At 75.0% G+C, this 16,992-nt stretch carries 11 protein-coding genes; 8 read left to right on the top strand and 3 right to left on the bottom strand.

The window, feature by feature from the left end:
* The first annotated feature begins 277 nt into the window (after positions 1-277).
* Complete coding sequence (locus IAG43_RS29140; protein ID WP_187743644.1) at positions 278-1,477, top strand: TetR/AcrR family transcriptional regulator; 1,200 nt, start codon at positions 278-280, stop codon at positions 1,475-1,477.
* Between the two features lie 3 nt (positions 1,478-1,480).
* On the opposite strand, the gene IAG43_RS29135 is transcribed toward IAG43_RS29140, so the two are convergent.
* A complete protein-coding gene (locus IAG43_RS29135) occupies positions 1,481-2,248 on the bottom strand; it encodes a calcium-binding protein (protein WP_187743643.1) in 768 nt (255 codons plus the stop codon).
* Between the two features lie 247 nt (positions 2,249-2,495).
* On the opposite strand from IAG43_RS29135, the gene IAG43_RS29130 reads away from it, so the two are divergent.
* A complete protein-coding gene (locus IAG43_RS29130; protein ID WP_484600523.1) occupies positions 2,496-3,170 on the top strand; it encodes a lytic polysaccharide monooxygenase auxiliary activity family 9 protein in 675 nt (224 codons plus the stop codon).
* Between the two features lie 140 nt (positions 3,171-3,310).
* Here the strand turns inward: IAG43_RS29130 and IAG43_RS29125 are convergent, their stop codons facing one another.
* A complete protein-coding gene (locus IAG43_RS29125; protein ID WP_187743642.1) occupies positions 3,311-4,510 on the bottom strand; it encodes an oxygenase MpaB family protein in 1,200 nt (399 codons plus the stop codon).
* Between the two features lie 432 nt (positions 4,511-4,942).
* Here IAG43_RS29125 and IAG43_RS29120 point away from each other — a divergent pair, with 432 nt between their 5' ends.
* The 3 genes from IAG43_RS29120 (at position 4,943) to IAG43_RS29110 (ending at position 9,167) form a co-directional block, all read left to right on the top strand.
* Positions 4,943-6,166 (top strand): oxygenase MpaB family protein, encoded by a 1,224-nt coding sequence (locus IAG43_RS29120; protein WP_187743641.1) that lies wholly within the window; start codon positions 4,943-4,945, stop codon positions 6,164-6,166.
* A gap of 155 nt (positions 6,167-6,321) precedes the next feature.
* Positions 6,322-8,673, top strand: a complete 2,352-nt coding sequence (locus IAG43_RS29115; protein WP_187743640.1) for a molybdopterin cofactor-binding domain-containing protein — start codon at positions 6,322-6,324, stop codon at positions 8,671-8,673.
* A 17-nt stretch (positions 8,674-8,690) separates the two neighbouring features.
* Positions 8,691-9,167, top strand: coding sequence for a (2Fe-2S)-binding protein (locus IAG43_RS29110; protein ID WP_187743639.1), 477 nt, complete (start codon positions 8,691-8,693; stop codon positions 9,165-9,167).
* A gap of 239 nt (positions 9,168-9,406) precedes the next feature.
* On the opposite strand, the gene IAG43_RS29105 is transcribed toward IAG43_RS29110, so the two are convergent.
* Positions 9,407-12,730 (bottom strand): AAA family ATPase, encoded by a 3,324-nt coding sequence (locus tag IAG43_RS29105; RefSeq protein WP_187743638.1) that lies wholly within the window; start codon positions 12,728-12,730, stop codon positions 9,407-9,409.
* Between the two features lie 335 nt (positions 12,731-13,065).
* Between IAG43_RS29105 and IAG43_RS29100 the strand changes: the two genes are divergently transcribed.
* The 3 genes from IAG43_RS29100 (at position 13,066) to IAG43_RS29090 (ending at position 16,932) form a co-directional block, all read left to right on the top strand.
* Positions 13,066-13,722, top strand: coding sequence for a helix-turn-helix transcriptional regulator (locus tag IAG43_RS29100; protein ID WP_187744697.1), 657 nt, complete (start codon positions 13,066-13,068; stop codon positions 13,720-13,722).
* Positions 13,723-13,888: 166 nt separating this feature from the next.
* Positions 13,889-14,680 (top strand): Pvc16 family protein, encoded by a 792-nt coding sequence (locus IAG43_RS29095; RefSeq protein ID WP_187743637.1) that lies wholly within the window; start codon positions 13,889-13,891, stop codon positions 14,678-14,680.
* Positions 14,677-16,932, top strand: a complete 2,256-nt coding sequence (locus IAG43_RS29090) for an ATP-binding protein (RefSeq protein WP_187743636.1) — start codon at positions 14,677-14,679, stop codon at positions 16,930-16,932. Before IAG43_RS29095 ends, IAG43_RS29090 begins: the two co-directional genes overlap by 4 nt.
* The last annotated feature ends 60 nt before the right edge of the window (positions 16,933-16,992 follow it).

Genomic DNA, 16,992 nt, shown 5'->3' with positions numbered 1-16,992 from the left:
AGCACGCCGGCGAACCCGCCGCGGCCGTCGTCGCGATGCGGGCGCGATGCGGGACGGGCGCGCCGTCACGTGACACCCTCCCGGCCGGGCCCGCCGCGCGGTGGCCGACAGCCGGGGGACGGGCCCGTCCGCCGCGACGGTCCGGCGCGGGCGGACGCCCGCCGACGAACCCTGCCCCGGCCCCAACCGCCCTCGGCCGCGCAGCGCCTCCCGCCCTCCCATGGGGCGGGCGGCGCGGAATCCCGGCTTCCTCACCCGGTGTGATTGACTGCTCCGCATGGCCTCCGCCTCCCCGTCCGGCCATCCGGCCGCGGCCGCCCGCACGACCGCGGCCACCCGCCCCCGCAACCGCAGGCGGACGATCGTCGACGTGGCCGGGCGGGTGTTCAGCGAGCGCGGCTACCACACCGCGTCCATGGAGGAGATCGCGGCCGGCGTCGGCATCACCGCGGCCGCCCTGTACCGGCACTTCCCCAACAAGTACGCGCTGTTCGCGGAGTGCGCGGGCGGCATGGCGGACGGGCTGGTCACCGCGCTCGACGAGGTGCCGGACGGGGCGGCCCTCACGGAGGTCCTCGCCCCGGTCACCCGGGTCACCGTCGCCCACCGGGCCTCCGGCGGCGTCTACCGGTGGGAGGCGCGCTACCTCGGCCGCGAGGACCGGCGGCGGCTGGGCGCCAAGTTCCGTCTCCTCGTCGAGCGGGTGGACGAGGCGGTGCAGCGCGAACATCCGCTGCCCGACGGGCAGCTGCGGGCGGTGGCGGCGCTCGGCGCGATCGGGTCGATCACGATGCACCGCACCTCGATCGCCCCGCGCCGGGCCGAGGAACTGCTGCTCGCGTCCGCGCTGCGGGTGGCCGCGACGACGGGTCCCGGGGAGCGCCGGCCGGGCACCCGCCCCGTCGAGCCGCCCGCCCGGCCGGTGCCCCGCACCCGGCGGGCGGAGATCCTCGCGGCCTCCGTCCCGCTGTTCGCCCGGGACGGGTTCGCCAGCGTCACGAACGGGCAGATCGCCCGGGCGGTGGGACTCACCCCGTCGGCGCTCTACCGCCACTACTCCGGAAAGCTCGACATCCTGGTGGCGGCCTGCCTCCAGGCGGCGGGCCTGCTGGCCCAGGGGGTGGAACGCGGCCTCCAGGACGTGGCGGACCCGCACGACGCGATCGCCGCGCTGGCCGCCACGTACGTGGCCTACTGCTTCGAGCACACCGAGCTCACCAGCGTCGCCGAGGCCGAGCTGCCGGGCCTGCCGGCGGACCTGCGGCAGCCGCTGCTCCTCGCGCAGCGCGAGCACATCGCCGTCTGGGAGCAGCAGTTGCGCCTCGCCCGCCCGGAACTCGACCCGCGCCAGGCCCGGGTGCTGGTGCACGCGGGCTTCGGTGTGGTGGTGGAGGCGGGCCGGCGCCTGCGGTGGCGGGACGGCCCCGGCCACCGGGAGGACGTGACGACCCTGGTGGTCGGTGCGCTCGGTCTGTAGCCCCTACGGGAGGACGACGTCGCGGCCCTCCCCGCCGTCGGCGGTGTCCTTGCCGGGGCCTCCGTACAGCAGGTCGTCGCCGGCTTCGCCGTGCAGCATGTCGTCGCCGTGGCCGCCCAGGAGGACGTCCCGGCCGTCGCCGCCCATGACGTGGTCGTCGCCGGGGCCCGCGTCCACGAAGTCGTCGCCCTCGAAGCCCTCGATCATGTCGTCGCCCCGGCCGCCCCACATCCGCTGGCCGTCGGCGTCGCCCATCAGGTGGTCCGCGCCGTCGCCGCCGATCAGCACCCCGGGCCCCATGACCATGTCGTCCCCGGCGTCGCCCAGCACCGTGCGCGCGGTGTGGGCGTGCAGTTCGTCGTCGCCGGGGCCGCCGCTGACGGTTCCGATCCCGGGGCTGAAGGCCGCGATCGTGTCGTCGCCGTCGCCGAGGAAGGCGTCGATCCGGTCCGGCCGGGGGCTGTCCGCGGGCAGCCGGCAGACGACGGTGGTGTCGTCCCCGTCCCGGGAGTACGCGCAGTGCTCGCCCGGTTCGAGCGGGACCACGTCGCGGAAGCCGATGTGCCGGATCCCGTCGCTGGTGTACATCGAGTAGATGCTGAGGTCGTTGGCCTGGCCGGGGGCGGCGGTGAAGACGATCGACTGCGTCGCCCAGTCGGCGGCGACCCGGGCCGTCGCCCCGGTGGTGGCCGCCGCTGCCGGGGCGACGGCGAGGCCCGCGGTGAACAGTGTCAGGGCGACCGCGCCGGCGGCGGCTCGGTTTCGGTTCATGAGACCTCGTCTCGGTGAAGTGACAGGGGACCGACGTGTGGTGCGTGGTGCTGCCGGGACCGGACGGACCGGTGTGAAGGCAGTCTCCTCCGTCGGCCCGGATGCGCAAGACCGCGAACTGACGCGGCGTCATGATCGGCGGGCGCCTCTGTCACCAACTTTGTTTGTTTCATTGACATTTCCTCCCGGGGGCCTACCGTGGGAGCGCTCCCACAACAGCCTTGCAACTGGAAGGAGTTCCCCCCACATGCGCAACCACCGTTCGTCCGTGACACGTTCGCGGTCGCCCCTGCACCGGCCCCTCCAGGCGCTCGTCATGCTGATCGCCCTGGTCGCGGGCGCACTGACCTGGTCGGCACCCGCCCAGGCCCACGGCACCGTCGTCGACCCCGCCTCCCGCGCCTACCAGTGCTGGAAGGACTGGGGCAGCAAGCACATGGACCCGGCCATGCAGACCCAGGACCCCATGTGCTGGCAGGCCTTCCAGGCCAACGCCGACACCATGTGGAACTGGATGAGCGCGCTTCGCGACGGTCTCGGCGGCCAGTTCCAGGCGCAGACCCCCAACGGAAACCTCTGCAGCAACAACCTCTCGAGGAACGCGAGCCTGAACGTGCCCGGGCGGTGGAAGACCACCGCCGTCACCGACGATTTCACGGTCCACCTCCACGACCAGGCGTCCCACGGCGCCGACTACTTCAAGGTCTACGTGAGCAAGCAGGGCTTCGACCCCCGGACCCAGAGCCTGGGCTGGGGCGACCTCGACTTCCTCACGCAGACCGGCAGCTTCGCCCCGGCGAAGGACATCACGTTCCCCGTCCGGACCTCCGGCTACACCGGACACCACGTCCTGTTCGTGATCTGGCAGGCGTCCCACCTCGACCAGGCCTACATGTGGTGCAGCGACGTGGACTTCGGCTGAGCCGGAGTGCGCCGCACGCACCGCACCGGCCGGACGGCACGACCCGCCGTCCGGCCGGCAGGGGCCCCGCCGGGGCAGGAGGCCGTGGAGCCTCCTGCCCCGGCGGGGCCGGCGGCGCTCTTCCCGGCCGGGCCGGCGGCTCAGGCCGCGCGGTTCCCGGTGGGGATGGTGATGGGGGTCGTCTTCCCGGAGGACCCCTTGTTGAGGAACAGCATCGCCAGCGCCCGCACGAACTGGTCGAACATGTAGAACGTGCCGGGCATCACCGGGGAGAGCCCCTCGCGGAAGAGGATGAACGCCGGCCACGCGGTGCGGACCAGGGCAGCCGCCGCGTAGTCGCGCTTCAGCCCGAGCCAGTCGCCGACCTCGTTGCTGAGGACGTAGCGCACGAACTCGTTCAGGAACCCGCGGGTGACGCCCAGGTCGATCTGCGCGGTCAGGCCGAGCAGGTCCTCGGCGAGCTCGATGCCCTCGGTGGACGGTGTGAGGATCGGGTCGAGCACCCGGGCCGCCTGCCGCTCGGCCTCCGCCCAGGTCTTGGGGATGTGCTCGTACGGCACGCCCAGCAGGTGGACCGCGACCTGCCAGTGGTGCAGGAACGCCTCCTGGTCCGCGGGCGGGTACGGGATCTTCCAGTCGAGCAGCTTGCGGTGGACGTAGGTGCCGAGGCTGTGGAAGGTGACGAGGATGTCGGCGGCGCTGATCGGGATCGTCTCGTCGGCCACCGCCCGCCAGTGCGGCGACTGCGGCAGCAGATGACGCACCGCGGCGTGCACCACACGTGTCTTGTTGGCGGTGACGACGAACTGCCCGTCCGGCTTGAAGGCGTTCAGCTCGGCGAGGTCGTAGCCGAAGGTGAAGGTCTTGGCCGCGCGGTCCTGCATGTCGGCGCCGCCCGCGGACCAGTAGACGCTCTTGGCCTCGCGCGGGATCACCGTGCTCATGATGCCGCTGCCGAGGCCGTACAGCATGAAGAGATAGGTGTCCCGGCGCCGGTTGAAGTCGGCGGCGCGGGCCAGCTTGGCGGGATCGGCCCAGGAGGGCATCCGGTTGACGCGCCCCAGGTAGGCCGCGAAGTCGGCGGGCAGGCCGCCGGGCAGCGGGTCGTTGTTGTCGACCCAGGACTCCCAGGCGGTGTTGATCGCGGGCACGTGCCCGTTCTGCAGCATCGAGACCATCAGGGGGTCCGCCGCGTCGTCCCAGATCCACTCGGGACCGGTCCCCGCGGCGGCTCCCTTGGCCGATCCCGTCGACGCCCAGGCCTGGGCGGGGTTCGCGAGGCCCACCAGGCCGAGCGCGACACCGAGCGACAGGGCCTTGCGCCTGCTGAGGTTATCCATTGACTTACCTGCTTCCCTGATGGGACAGATGCTTTCAGGTGCCTTGGCAGACTTGCGAGTTGCGCGATCCGAGCATGCGCACGCCCGTCGCACAGATGTGATTTTCGATTAACATAGCGAGCCGTGTCGCGGTCGGCAATGGTGGTGACACAGGGGCTTGCGCCCAACGTCCGTACGGCGTGCGGGCGTTCGCCACCCGCCGGGCGAGGGCGGACGGCCCGGGCGCACAGCCCCCCGGAAGCCCTCGCTCCGCACCGGCCGGACACGCCGCGTCCGGCGCCGCGGCGCACCGGCGGATCCGGAGCGCTTGATCCCGCGCGACCCCTGGCGTTCATCGCCCGCCTGTGCTCCCCTGATGAAACAGCGAAGCACATTCAGTTTCATCGTATCTACCGGGGCCGGTCCCCGGGAACCCGACGAGGAGTGCGATCGATGGACGAACTCAGCAGGCGGAAGATGCTGATCACCGGCGGAACCCTGGGGGCGCTCGGGGCGCTGGGGGCGGCCTCGCCCGCTCACGCACGAGCCCTGTGGACCTGGGCGCCGAGCGGCTCGGTGGCGGGCCGGGGAGCCGGGCTCGACCCCGAGTACGTCTGGGACGAGGAGGCGGACCCCGTGCTCGCCGCCGTGATCGAACGCGGCGACGTCCCCCGGGTCAACGAGGCGCTCCGTCAGTGGACCCGCAACGACCAGCCCCTGCCGGCCGGCCTGCCCGCGGACTTACGGGAGTTCATGGAGTCGGCCCGGCGGCTGCCCTCGTGGACGGACCCGCGCAAGCTCCAGGCCGCGGCCCGCTTCACCACGAAGCGCGGCATCTACACCGGGGCGCTCTACGGCCTGGGCAGCGGGCTCATGAGCACCGCCATCCCGAGGGAGGCGCGCGCCGTCTACTACTCCAAGGGCGGCGCGGACATGAAGGACCGCATCGCCAAGACCGCCCAGCTCGGCTACGACGTGGGCGACCTGGACGCGTACCAGCCGACCGGCGGCATGATCGTGACCGCGGTGAAGACCCGGATGGTGCACGCCGCGGTACGGCACCTCCTGCCGCAGTCACCGGGCTGGACGCGCACCAGCGGCGGGCAGACCATCCCCATCAGCCAGGCCGACATCATGGTCACCTGGCACAGCCTGGCCACGTTCGTCATGCGCAAGCTGAAGGACTGGAGGGTCCCGGTCACCACCGCCGAGTCGGACGGCTACCTGCACGTCTGGCAGGTCACCGCGCACATGCTCGGCGTGCCGGACGAGTACATCCCCGCCTCGTGGGCCGAGGCGGAGGCCCAGTCCCGGCAGGTCCTCGACCCGGTCCTCGACTCCACGCCCGAGGGCATCGCGCTGACCGACGTCCTCCTCGACATCGTCGCCGAACTCGACGCGGGCCTCACCCGGCCGCTCGTCAACGCCTTCGCCCGCTACACCCTGGGCGACCGCACCGGAGACCTCATCGGGCTGGACCGGGAGCCGTTCTGGCAGCCCCTCATCAGCTCCGCGTGGCCCCTGCTGGTCGCCTTCCGCGAAGGTCTGATCCCGCTGCCGCTGATCCCCCAGGCGGCCTGGACAGTGGAGGAGGCGCTCCGTAGGTTCGTGCTGCTCTTCCTCTCCGAGGGGCGGGGCATCCGCCTGGAGATCCCCGACGCCAACCGCCCCTCCTGAGCAAGCCCCCAGCCCGAGCCACGCCGGCCGCCCCTTCCGGGCCGTGTCCGGCGCCACCGGGCGGAGGCCGCCTCACCGGCGCGCCCCGCCCGGTGCACAGCACCCCGGAGCACACCCGGCGGAACCGGCCGGGCCCGAGAACCCGAGTGGAGACGATGACGACCCCGCCCAGCGACGACGACGCCGGCACCGGCCGGCCGGAACGGCACGACACCGGCCCGCGGCCCGTCGGCAGACGCCGGTTCCTCGGGTACGTGCTGGCCGCACCCGTCCTGACGACCGCGGCTCCGCTCGCCGCGGCGTCCGGCGCACGGGCGGACCAGGCGCCGGAACGGGCGGGCATCCCGTCACCGGAGATCACCGAACTGGTCGACCTGAACGACGTGATGACTGCGGCCGCGCTCCCCACCTCGGGGCTGATCACCGTCGAGGTGCGCCCGGACGGCACCGTGTCCTTCGCCCTGCCCCGGACCGAGGTGGGGCAGGGCATCACCACCTCCACGGCCATGCTGATCGCCGAGGAACTGGACGTCCCGCTCGCCCGGGTGGACGTCACCCTGGCCGGCGCCCGCCCGGAACTGCTGTTCAACCAGCTCACGGGCGGATCGAACACGACGTTCTCCACCTACACCCCGATCCGGGTCGCGGCTGCCGTCGCCCGCGCCCGGCTGCTGCGGGCGGCGGCCGGCGAGTGGGGGGTCGCCGTGACCGAACTGACGTGGCGGGACGGGGTCGTCAGCGGCCCCGGGAACCGTGCCGCGGACATCGGCGCGCTCTCCCGGAAGGCCGCGGCCGCGACGACGGAGCAGGTGTCCGTCCGCCTGAAGGAGCGCAGCGCGTTCACCGTCGTCGGGCAGCCGCACGGACGCGTGGACGCCCTCGCCGCCGTCACCGGCCGCAAGACGTTCACCATGGACCTGGACGTCCCGGACGCCCTGCCGACCATGGTGTGCCGGCCTCCGACGATCAACGGCAGGGTCGGCTCGGTGGACAACCTGCCCGAGGTCCGCGCCATGCCCGGGGTGACCGACGTCGTCGTGATCCCGACCGGAGTGGCGGTGCGGGCGGCCACCTTCGGCCGGTGCATCGACGCGGTGCGCGCGCTGCGGGTGTCATGGCGCCCCGGAAGCGCCGAGGGCGCCTCCGACGAATCCGTCCTCCAGGGGCTGCACCGCGCCGAACTGCCGCTCGGACTGCCCTCGTTGACCCCGAGCGTCGAGGAGCGGTTCACCTTCCGCTTCCGCAGCAACAGTGCGCTGGAGCCGAACTGCGCGATCGCCGACGTGCGCCCCGGCCGCGCCGAGATCTGGTCGAGCCTGAAGGCGCCCATCGTCGCGCAGCAGGCCGTCGCCGCCCGGCTGGGCCTCCCGCTCGGTGCCGTGACCGTGCACGTCACCGAGGGCGGCGGCTCCTTCGGACGCAAGCTCTTCTCCGACGCGGCCATGGAAGCCGTCGAGGTGTCCCACCGGATCGGAAAGCCGGTGAAGCTGATGTGGCACCGCGCGGACGACGCCCGCCAGGGACGCACCCACCCCATGGCCACCTCACGCGTCCGCATCTCCTACCTCGGCGACACCGTGCTCGGCTACCGGCAGCGGCACACCGGTGTCTCGACCGACCTCGGCCACGGACTCGGGGAGATCTTCACCGCGCTGGCCGCGCGGCTGCCGGTGGGCGACATCGGCTTCGCCGAGACGTTCTTCCAGCTCTCCCAGTCGATGCCGTACGAGTTCGGCGCCAACAGCCGGCTGCTCGCCGAGACCGACAAGAGGTTCAACACCGGCAGCATGCGCGGCGTCTACTCCCCCGACGTCACCTGCGCCCGGGAACTCCTCGTCGACCGCCTCGCCGCGAAGATGGGCAAGGACCCGTACCGCTTCCGGCGCGGCTTCCTGCGCCACGACCGCCACCGGGCCGTGCTCGACGCGGCCGCGGAGGCGGGGAACTGGGGCAGGAGCATGCCGGACGGCACCGCCCAGGGCATCGCCTTCCACAGCGAGTACCACTCCTGTGCCGCGGTGCTGGTGGAGATCGACTGCCGCCCCGAGACGGTCGGCCGCCCCGTCCGCGACGGCGTCTCGGGCCCCCGCGTCACCAGGGCCGTCGTCGCCGTGGACGTCGGTCTCGCCGTCAACCCGCGGGGTCTCCAGGCGCAGATGACAGGCTGTCTGATGGACGGCATCGCGCTGGCACTGACCTCCAGCCTGCACCTGCGCGACGGCCACTTCCTCGAAGCCAGCTGGGACAACTACTTCTACACCCGGCAGTGGAACACGCCGCCCGAGGTGGAGGTCGTCGTCATGCCCGGCACCGGTGACGATCCGGGCGGCGCCGGCGAACTGGGCGTGGCCCCGTCGTTCGCCGCCGTGGCCTGTGCGTACGGCCGTGCCACCGGCACCATGCCCACCGAGTTCCCCGTCAACCACGGCACGCTCTCCTTCGAGCCCAAGCCCACCGTCCCGCCCGTCCCCGCCTCTCCCACGGACGGTCTCGACCACGTCCGCTGACCCACCCTGGAGTTCCCGTGCCTCAGCACACTTTCCGCCTCAACGGCGAGCAGGTCACCGTCGACGCGGCGGACGACGAGCGGCTGCTGTGGGTCCTTCGCGACATCCTCGGTCTCACCGGGCCGAAGTACGGCTGCGGCATCAACGTCTGCAAGGCCTGCACGAGCCATCTCAACGGCCGTGCCGCCAACCCCTGCGCCATCCCCGTCGGCGATCTGGAGCCGTCCGACGAGGTCACCACCATCGAAGGGCTGGCGGCCACCGCGGGCGCCGGACTCCACCCGATGCAGGAGGCCTGGCTCGACCTGGACGTGGCACAGTGCGGCTACTGCCAGCCCGGCCAGATCATGGCCGCCGTGGCCCTGGTCCGCCGGGTGAAGGAGGAGGGCCGCGGCGTGACCGACGCGGATCTGGACGGCATCCGCAACATCTGCCGCTGCGGGACCTATCCGCGCATCCGCGAGGCGATCAGGGCGGCCGCGGAACGGATGTGAGCCCCGGGGTCCCGGGGCTCCGGGGATCCGGGGCCTCTGGGGACAGCGGGGGCGTGACCCGGGGAGCGGGACCCCCGGGGCGCGCCTGCCCAGCCGGACGCGGAGGCTGTCCGCCCAGCGTCCGCCGACCGCGGGCGCGGGACGCCGGGCGCCCCTCGCGGGGACGGCGCGACGCACCGCCGCACGCGGCCGGCGCGCGCCGGGCGCCGCCCTGGCCGCAGGGCGGACGAGGCGGCCGTTCACGCCCCCGGCTCCCCGGGCTCCGCGCCCGCGTGCTCCGGCCCGCCGGTGCGCAGGAGCGCCGCGGGGAGTTCCGTCCGGCGGCGTATCCCCAGCTTGCGGTAGGTGCTGGTGAGGTGGGTCTCCACGGTGCGCCGGGCCAGGTGGAGCAGGTCGGCGATCTCGGTGTTGGTCCGGCCGCCCGCCGCCAGCTCGGCGATGCGGCGCTCGCTTCCCGTCAGGGCGCCCGAGCCGGTGCGTGCCTGCGCCGGGCCCCGGGCGCCGCCCTCGCGCAGGGCGTGGCCCGCCAGGGTGAACAGCCGTACCGCGCCCTTGCGCCGGGCCAGTTCCGCCGCCTCGCGCAGACGGTCGCGCGCCCGGCCGCGCTCCCCCGCCGCGAGGAGCTGGCGGCCCTGCGCGAGCAGTGCCTCGATCAGCTCCGTGCCGGTGTCGGCAGGTGCCTCGCGGAGGATGTCGACCGCCTCTCCCGCCAGCTTAAGCCCTCGCCGGCCACCGGTCGCACCGCCCAGGACGCGCAGGGCGCGGCCGACCGTCCGGGGCGTGTTCCACGTCTGGGCCAGGCGCAGTTCCTCGGTGGCCAGCGCGAGCGCCTCGTGACCGCCGCCCGTCGACAGGCGGCACTCCGCGGCCGCCGAACGCCACGGTGTGACGACCGGGCTGATCACCTCGCGGGCCGCCTGCCGGCGCCCGCACTCGAGGAAGTCGTGGACCGCGCCCGCGGGGTCCCCGGCGGCGGCGCGCTGCACGCCCCGGGCGTACAGGAAGCGGTTCAGCTCCCAGGACTCCGGCGCACGGCCGAGGTCGAAGGCGTTCGCGAGACGTTCCGCCTCCTCGGCCCTCCCCGTGTGGACGAGTGCCATGAGCACGTGGGCGTCCCGGTTGGAGGGGCCCTCGCGCGGACGGGCCGGGGCGGGGCTGTCGCCGCGCACGGTGGCGAGCAGCGCGGCGTGGTCGCCCCGGGCGGCGGCGATGTCGGCCCGGGTGTTGAGCAGGGCGTGCTGCATGGGGTGGAGCAGGGCGGGATGCTGACCGGCCAGGCCGCGGTCCACGAGGCGTTCGGCCTCGTCGAGTTGGTCCGCCCACTGGGCCACCGCTGCGGCCGTGCCCAGCAGGAACGGCTCGGCGAGCGGGTCGGCGGGCTGGGCGAGCAGCGCGCGGACCTGTGCCATCGCCTCGTCCGCGGAGATCAGCGCGGCGGTCGCCGCGTACCGCACGAGGAGGATCTGCCCGGCGGTGCCGACGCGTTCCGGTGAGCGTCCGCCGGTCTCGCGCATCCGGCCGTACGTCTCCTGGCGCGCGGCCAGGTCCAGGTCGGAGAGGAGCGCGGTGGCGGTCTGGACGGTGCGGGTGAGTCCCGGGTGGCCGCCCAGGCGCCCTTCCGTGCGCCGCAGCACCTCCAGGGCCGTGCGGATCTCGCCCCGGCCGGCCAGCGCGGTGCCGAGCGCGACCGCCGCCCGGACCCGGTCCCGCGGCTCGGCGGGCAGGTGCTGGGCCTCGGCGAGGCGGGCGATGGCGGCGGCCGGACCGGCCGACGCGTATTCGAGGGAGCCGAGTTCGGTGAGCAGCCGCTGGCGCAGGTCACCGGCGAGCGGTTCGCCCAGGGACCGGCGGAGATAGCCGGCGGCGTCCTCGGGACGGGCGGCGTGCACGGCGACCGTCGCGGCGTCCCGCAGCACGCGCAGCGCCCAGGGCAGGCCGACGGGCGGGGTACGCAGCAGATGCCGGGCGACGGCCTCCACCCGCTCTCCCCGTTCCAGCATGGTCTCCGCCGCCGCCCGGTGCGCGGCCTCCCTGCGGGAGGTCGGCCAGCCGGTGAGCACCGCGTCGCGCAGCAGCGGGTGGGCGAAGCGGGGCCGGCCGAGGCTGTCGCGGCGGAGCATGCCGATCCGTGTCATGGCGGTGAGCCAGCCGGTGACCCTGGCGGGGTCGGCCCCGGCCGCCACGGCGATCAGTTCGACCGGGTCCGCGCCGGAGGTGCCGGAGGTGTCGGCCGGGTCGTCGCGGGTGTCCGGGGTCCGGCCGGGTGGCCGGGCGTCCCGGCTGCCGGGGTGGTGGGGGCCGGCCGTCCCCTCGTCCGTGCACAGGGTGCCCTGCGCCCGCCGCCGCCCGTCGGGAGCGGGGACGGGAGGGTGCGCCGGGGCAGGGGCGGAGGCGGTGTCCGCGGCGGGGGCGTACGCCGAGGCCGGCGGGTTGTCGCCCGCGTGCCCCGGGACGGCGTGTCCCGGAACGGCGTGCGACGGGGAGCGCTGCGACGGGACGGAGTGCGCCGGGGAGGGTTGCGGCGCCCCGTGATGCACGGCGGCCTCCCGCGACGGTGCGCGTCCCGCACCCGCTGCGGCATCCGACCACGGATGCCACTCCTCACCCGCCGCGGCTCCCCGCGACAGGGCGTGCCGGACGTCCCCGGGGGCGGCGTCCGGAGTGTGCCGGGTGCCCACGGGGAGGCCCGGGCGGTTCCGCCCGGGGTCCGACGGGTCGTCGGGCCACGCCTCTTCCAGTGCCGCGAGGCAGCGCGCCACCTCGGCCGTCGCCCGGCCGGCGCTCTTCAGCCACCACGACACGGCGGCCGGGTAGCCACCGGGGTACAGCGCGGCGCAGGTGTCGGGCAGTTCGGGGAGGTCCTGCGGAGCGGAGCCGTCGGTGCGCGGGTGGCTTCCCAGGTCGTCGAGGAGCGCGTGGAGCAGCATCGGGTTTCCCGCACCGGCCCGTACGCACTCCGCGGTGCGGCGCGGCCCTGCGGCGGGGAAGGCCGCCCGGACGAGGGCGGCCGCGGCCGTCTCGCCGAGCGGTGCCAGCGTGTGGGTGCGGACGAGCGACGGCGGCAGCGACTGGGCGAGCCCGGCGGGTCCGGGGTCGATGTCGTACTGGCTGCGTTCGCCGGCCACCAGCAGTACCGGTAATCGGTCGACGCGCCGCACGGCCTCGCGCAACCAGCGGCGTGACGGGGCGTCGGCCAGGTGGACGTCGTCCACTGCCATCAGCACCGGGCCCTCGTCCGCGTACGAGAGCAGCAGCCGCCACAGCCGTGCCGCGCTGCCGCGGTCGTCACCGCCGGGCGTCACGTCGAAGAAGTCCGGTACCGGGCCGAGGAGTTGCAGCACGGTGGCGAAGGGCACCCCGGTGTCCTCGGGCGAGCAGCGCGCACGCAGCACGCGCAGTCCGCGGTCGGCCGCGTGCCGGACCGCGGAGTCGAGCACGGCGGTGCGGCCGGTGCCGGTGGCTCCCTGGAACAGGACGAGGCCGCCGCTGCCCGCGCGGGCCCGCTCCGTCTCGGCGGCGAGCAGTGCCGTGGCGCGGTCGCGTTCGCGGAGCGGTCGGGTCATCAGGGCCTCCTGTGTGCATCGTGCTCTCCCCCGGTGGGTGAGACGCCGGAATCCGGGCGGGGGATGGTGTGAGGTGGCGCACCCCACCGGTTCCGGGGGAACGGCCCGCTTCGCGGGGAACCCCCTCCCACCTGCGACGACGCGGGCGTGGTCGTCGGCTCGTGGTGCGGGTGGCGGCGGGTCTCGTGGTGCGGCTCGTGGTGGTCCACGATTGCGTGCCCGAGGCCGGTCGCAGAAGTGTGGAACGTGCTCATCCGCACCTGGCCCGCGCTCCACGGCGGGCCGCTGAACAGGGGACACGGTTGCTCAACTCACCCCGGACCACGACCACGTCCATGTCCGCCGCCGGCAGCGGCCGGGTGGTCGGCACCGCCGGCCGGCGGGTGCCGGTGGCGGTCTCGGCCACGGACCCGATCAGCCGCGAGGGCGCGGTCAGCCAGTTGCGGCGGCACCCCGAGATCGAACTGCGCGAGGACTCCGGCCCCGGCACGGTCGCCCTCCTCGTCGAGGACGCCCTCGACGAGGCGGCGCTGACCCGGATGCGCAGAATCGTGCGCAGCGAGGGGTCGCGCGCGGTGCTCGTGGTCGGCGCCATGCGGGAGAGCGAACTGCTCGATGTCGTCGAGTGCGGTGTCGGCGCCATCGTGTGGCGCCACGAGGCCACCGCCCACCGGCTGGTGCAGGCGGTGCTGGCCGCGTCCCGCGGCGACGGCGACCTGCCGGCCGACCTGCTGGGCCGGCTCATCGACCAGGTGGGCACACTGCACCGCGGCGCGGCGGGCCGCCCCGGCGCCCCCTCGCTCGGCCTGACACCCCGTGAGGTGGACGTCCTGCGTCTGGTCTCCGAGGGCCTGGACACCGGTGAGATCGCGGGCAAACTGTCCTACTCCGAACGGACCGTCAAGAACGTGATGCACGGACTCACCACACGGCTCCACCTGCGCAACCGCGCGCACGCCGTGGCATATGCCCTGCGCGAAGGCTACATCTGACCGGCGGGGCAACCGACAACGGGCCCGGGTGTCCGCGCGGGCACGTCCCCCTGCCCGTGCGCCGTCCCCCGCGTGCCTGCGGCGGGCACGGCACGCGGGGGACGATCGAGGACGGACGCCGGGGCCGGGTGGTGCCGGCAAGGGCGGGCGGAGCGGGAGCGCGGGCGTGATCCACGAGGTGGACGAGATCCTCAAGGGCCTTCTGGAGGGCGGGTCGTTGACGGGGTCCGGGATCGAGGTGTCCTTCGAGGCGCCCACCCGTGACTGGGCGGCCCGGCGCAACGCCCCCGTGGTCAACACGTACCTGTACGACATCCGGGAGGACGTGGCCCGTCGTCAGCGCGGCCAGATGGCGGTGCGCGACGAGCGGGACGTCGTGGTGCGCCGCAGGCAGCCGCCGCGCTGGTTCCGTCTCTCGTACCTGGTGACGGCCTGGACGAAGACACCGCAGGACGAACACCGGCTGCTGTCCGCCGTGCTCGCCACCCTGCTGCCCCGCGAGGTGCTGCCGCCGGACGAACTCCCCGGCTCGCTGCGGGCGCTGGGCCTGTCCGTGCCGCTGACGGTGGCGGGCATCCAGACGGAGTCACGGTCGCTCGCCGAGATCTGGTCGGCGCTGGGCGGCGAACTGAAGCCGTCCCTCGACCTGGTGGTGACCGCGCCGTTCCCCGCGTACCCGGAGTACGACGCGGGTCCGCCGGTCACGGAGGGCGCGACGGTCCGGGTGAACGGCATCGACGGCGACCCGGCCGCGACGGGCCGGTCCCACCGGCCCCACCAGGTGGCCCGCGCCCGCGAGGCCCGCGCGGCCCGCGCCGCCGCCAGGAACCCGGCCGGGGGCGTGCCCGGGCCCTCGCGCGACGGCGCGGGGGCGGCCACGGGCGGGAGCGAGGTGCCCGCGCCGGGCTCCGGCCCCGTGCGCGGGGACGACGCCTCCGGTCCGGCGGACCCGCGATGACCGGCCACGCCCACGCCGCACGCCCCGCCCCGCGGTCCCGCCCCCTGCCGGGCGGCCCCCCGGCCGCCGGTGATCCCGCTCCCGCCCTGCTCGACCGCCTGGTCGCGCTGCGGGAACGGGTGGCGGCGCTGGTCGAGCACCGGTCGGCGGGCGATCCCACCGCCGACGACCCGCTCCGGGGCCTGTTCCTCTCCGACGAGGCCGTACGCCATCTGCTGCACGGGCGGCCCGGCCCCACGGGCGACGGCGACTCCCCCGTCCCGTGCACCGCCGTCGGCGGCGTCGACGGCACTCCGCGTCCGGGCGACCGGCTGTCGCTGCTGGCCGAGCGGGCAGGGCTGACCGCGCTGGACACCGCCCTGCTGCTCATCGCCCTCGCCCCCGACGTCGACCGCGGCTTCGAGCCGCTGTACGCCTACCTCAACGACGACGTGAGCCGCCGCCGGGCGACCGCCGGGCTCGCCCTCGACCTGTGCGCCGTGCCCGCGCACGCGGCACGGGCCCGTGCACGGCTGCACGCCTCCGCGCCGCTGCGCTCGCTGGGGCTGCTGGAGGTCGACGAGCCCGAACGGCCTTTCCTGAGCCGGTCACTGCGCGTCCCCGACCGGCTGACCGGGCACCTCCTCGGCGACGACACTCCGGACGCCGCGCTCACCGGCCGGCTGCAACCGCTGCCCGTCCCACCGCCGGGCGCGTCCGCGGGCACCGCGGAAGCGCCCACCGCCACCGCCGCCACCACCGACCCGGGCATCACAGACGCCACGGACGTCACGCACTCCGCGGACGGCGCAGACCCCCGGGCCACCCCGGACGCCGGAGCCGCCCCCACCACCGCCGAGCCCCCCGCCGAGCCCCCCGCGGAGCGCACCCCCGCCGCTCCCGCCGACCCGGCCGGGGAGTTCACCCGCAGGCTGGGCGCGGTGCTCGGGGGCGGGCCCCTCGCCGTCTACCTGCGCGAGGAGCGCGAGGGCGACGGCCTGGCCGCCGTCGGTGCCGCTCTCGCCGCCGCCGGGCTCGACGCGCTGTGCTGCCCTGACCCCGGGGAGCGGGTGCCCGAACTGCTGCGGGAGGCCCGCCTCGGCGGGCGGGCCGTCGTCGTGCCGGGCCTGCCGGAGGATCCGGGCCCCCTGATGCGGACGCTGATCTCGGCGGACGACGTGACCGTGCTGGTGACCGACCCGCGCCCCTACGACCCTCACTGGTCGCCCGTCGACCCGCTGGTGCTGGAGGCGCCGGGCCGCCTCGCGGGCGGTGCCGCGGCCTGGCTCGCCGCGCTCGGCGACGACGCCGACGGTTTCGACGTGGCGGCCACGGTCGCCCCGTACCGCCTCGGCGGCGACCGCATCCGGCGCACCGCGCACGCTGCCCGCGCCCTCGCCGCGTTCGACGGCGGCCCGGTCACCGCCGCCCATCTGCGCCTGGCCGCCCGGCGGCAGTCGGCCTCCGGCCTGGAGAGCCACGCCCGCCGCATCCGGCCCGCCGTCGACTGGCGGGACCTGGTGCTCCCCGACGGACCCCTCGTCCAGCTGCGCGAACTGGCCCTGCGCGCCCGGCATCGCGACCGCGTGCTCGGCGAGTGGCGGCTCAGTGCGGGCGGCGGGCGCGGCCGGGGTGTGCTCGGCCTGTTCGCGGGTGAGTCGGGCACCGGCAAGACGCTGTCGGCGGAGGTGGTCGCGGCCGATCTGGGGCTGGACCTGTACGTCGTGCAGCTGTCGTCCGTCGTGGACAAGTACGTCGGCGAGACCGAGAAGAACCTGGAGCGGATCTTCACGGAGGCCGACCGCACCGATGCCGTGCTCCTCTTCGACGAGGCGGACGCCGTCTTCGGCAAGCGTTCCGAGGTCAAGGACGCCCACGACCGGTACGCCAACATGGAGAGCGCCTACCTGCTCCAGCGTCTGGAGTCGTTCGACGGCATCGCGCTGCTCACCACCAACCTGCGTGCCAACATCGACGAGGCGTTCACCCGCCGTCTGGACCTGGTGGTCGACTTCCCGTTCCCGGACGCCGGGCAGCGCCTGGCGCTGTGGCGGCACGGGCTGGCGCACGTCCCGTCGGCCGACGGGATCGACCCGGCGCCGCTGGCCCGCGACTTCGAGCTGGCCGGCGGGTCGATCCGCAGCGCCGTGGTGACCGCCGCCTACCTGGCCGCGGGGCGCGGCGGCACGGTCGCGGCGGCCGACCTCCTGGAGGGCGCCCGCCGCGAGTACCGCAAGGCGGGCCGGCTGGTGCCGGGCGAGGGCGGCTGGTGACGGGACCCGGGTGACCGACTCCCGGGGGCCGGGGGCCTCCGGGAGCCGGTCACAGCCGGA

Origin of the sequence: Streptomyces genisteinicus (assembly GCF_014489615.1) — a bacterium.
Taxonomy (GTDB): Bacteria; Actinomycetota; Actinomycetes; order Streptomycetales; family Streptomycetaceae; genus Streptomyces; species Streptomyces genisteinicus.
The sequence above is the reverse complement of the archived record's forward strand: the minus strand, read 5'-3'. Positions and strand labels throughout refer to the sequence as shown.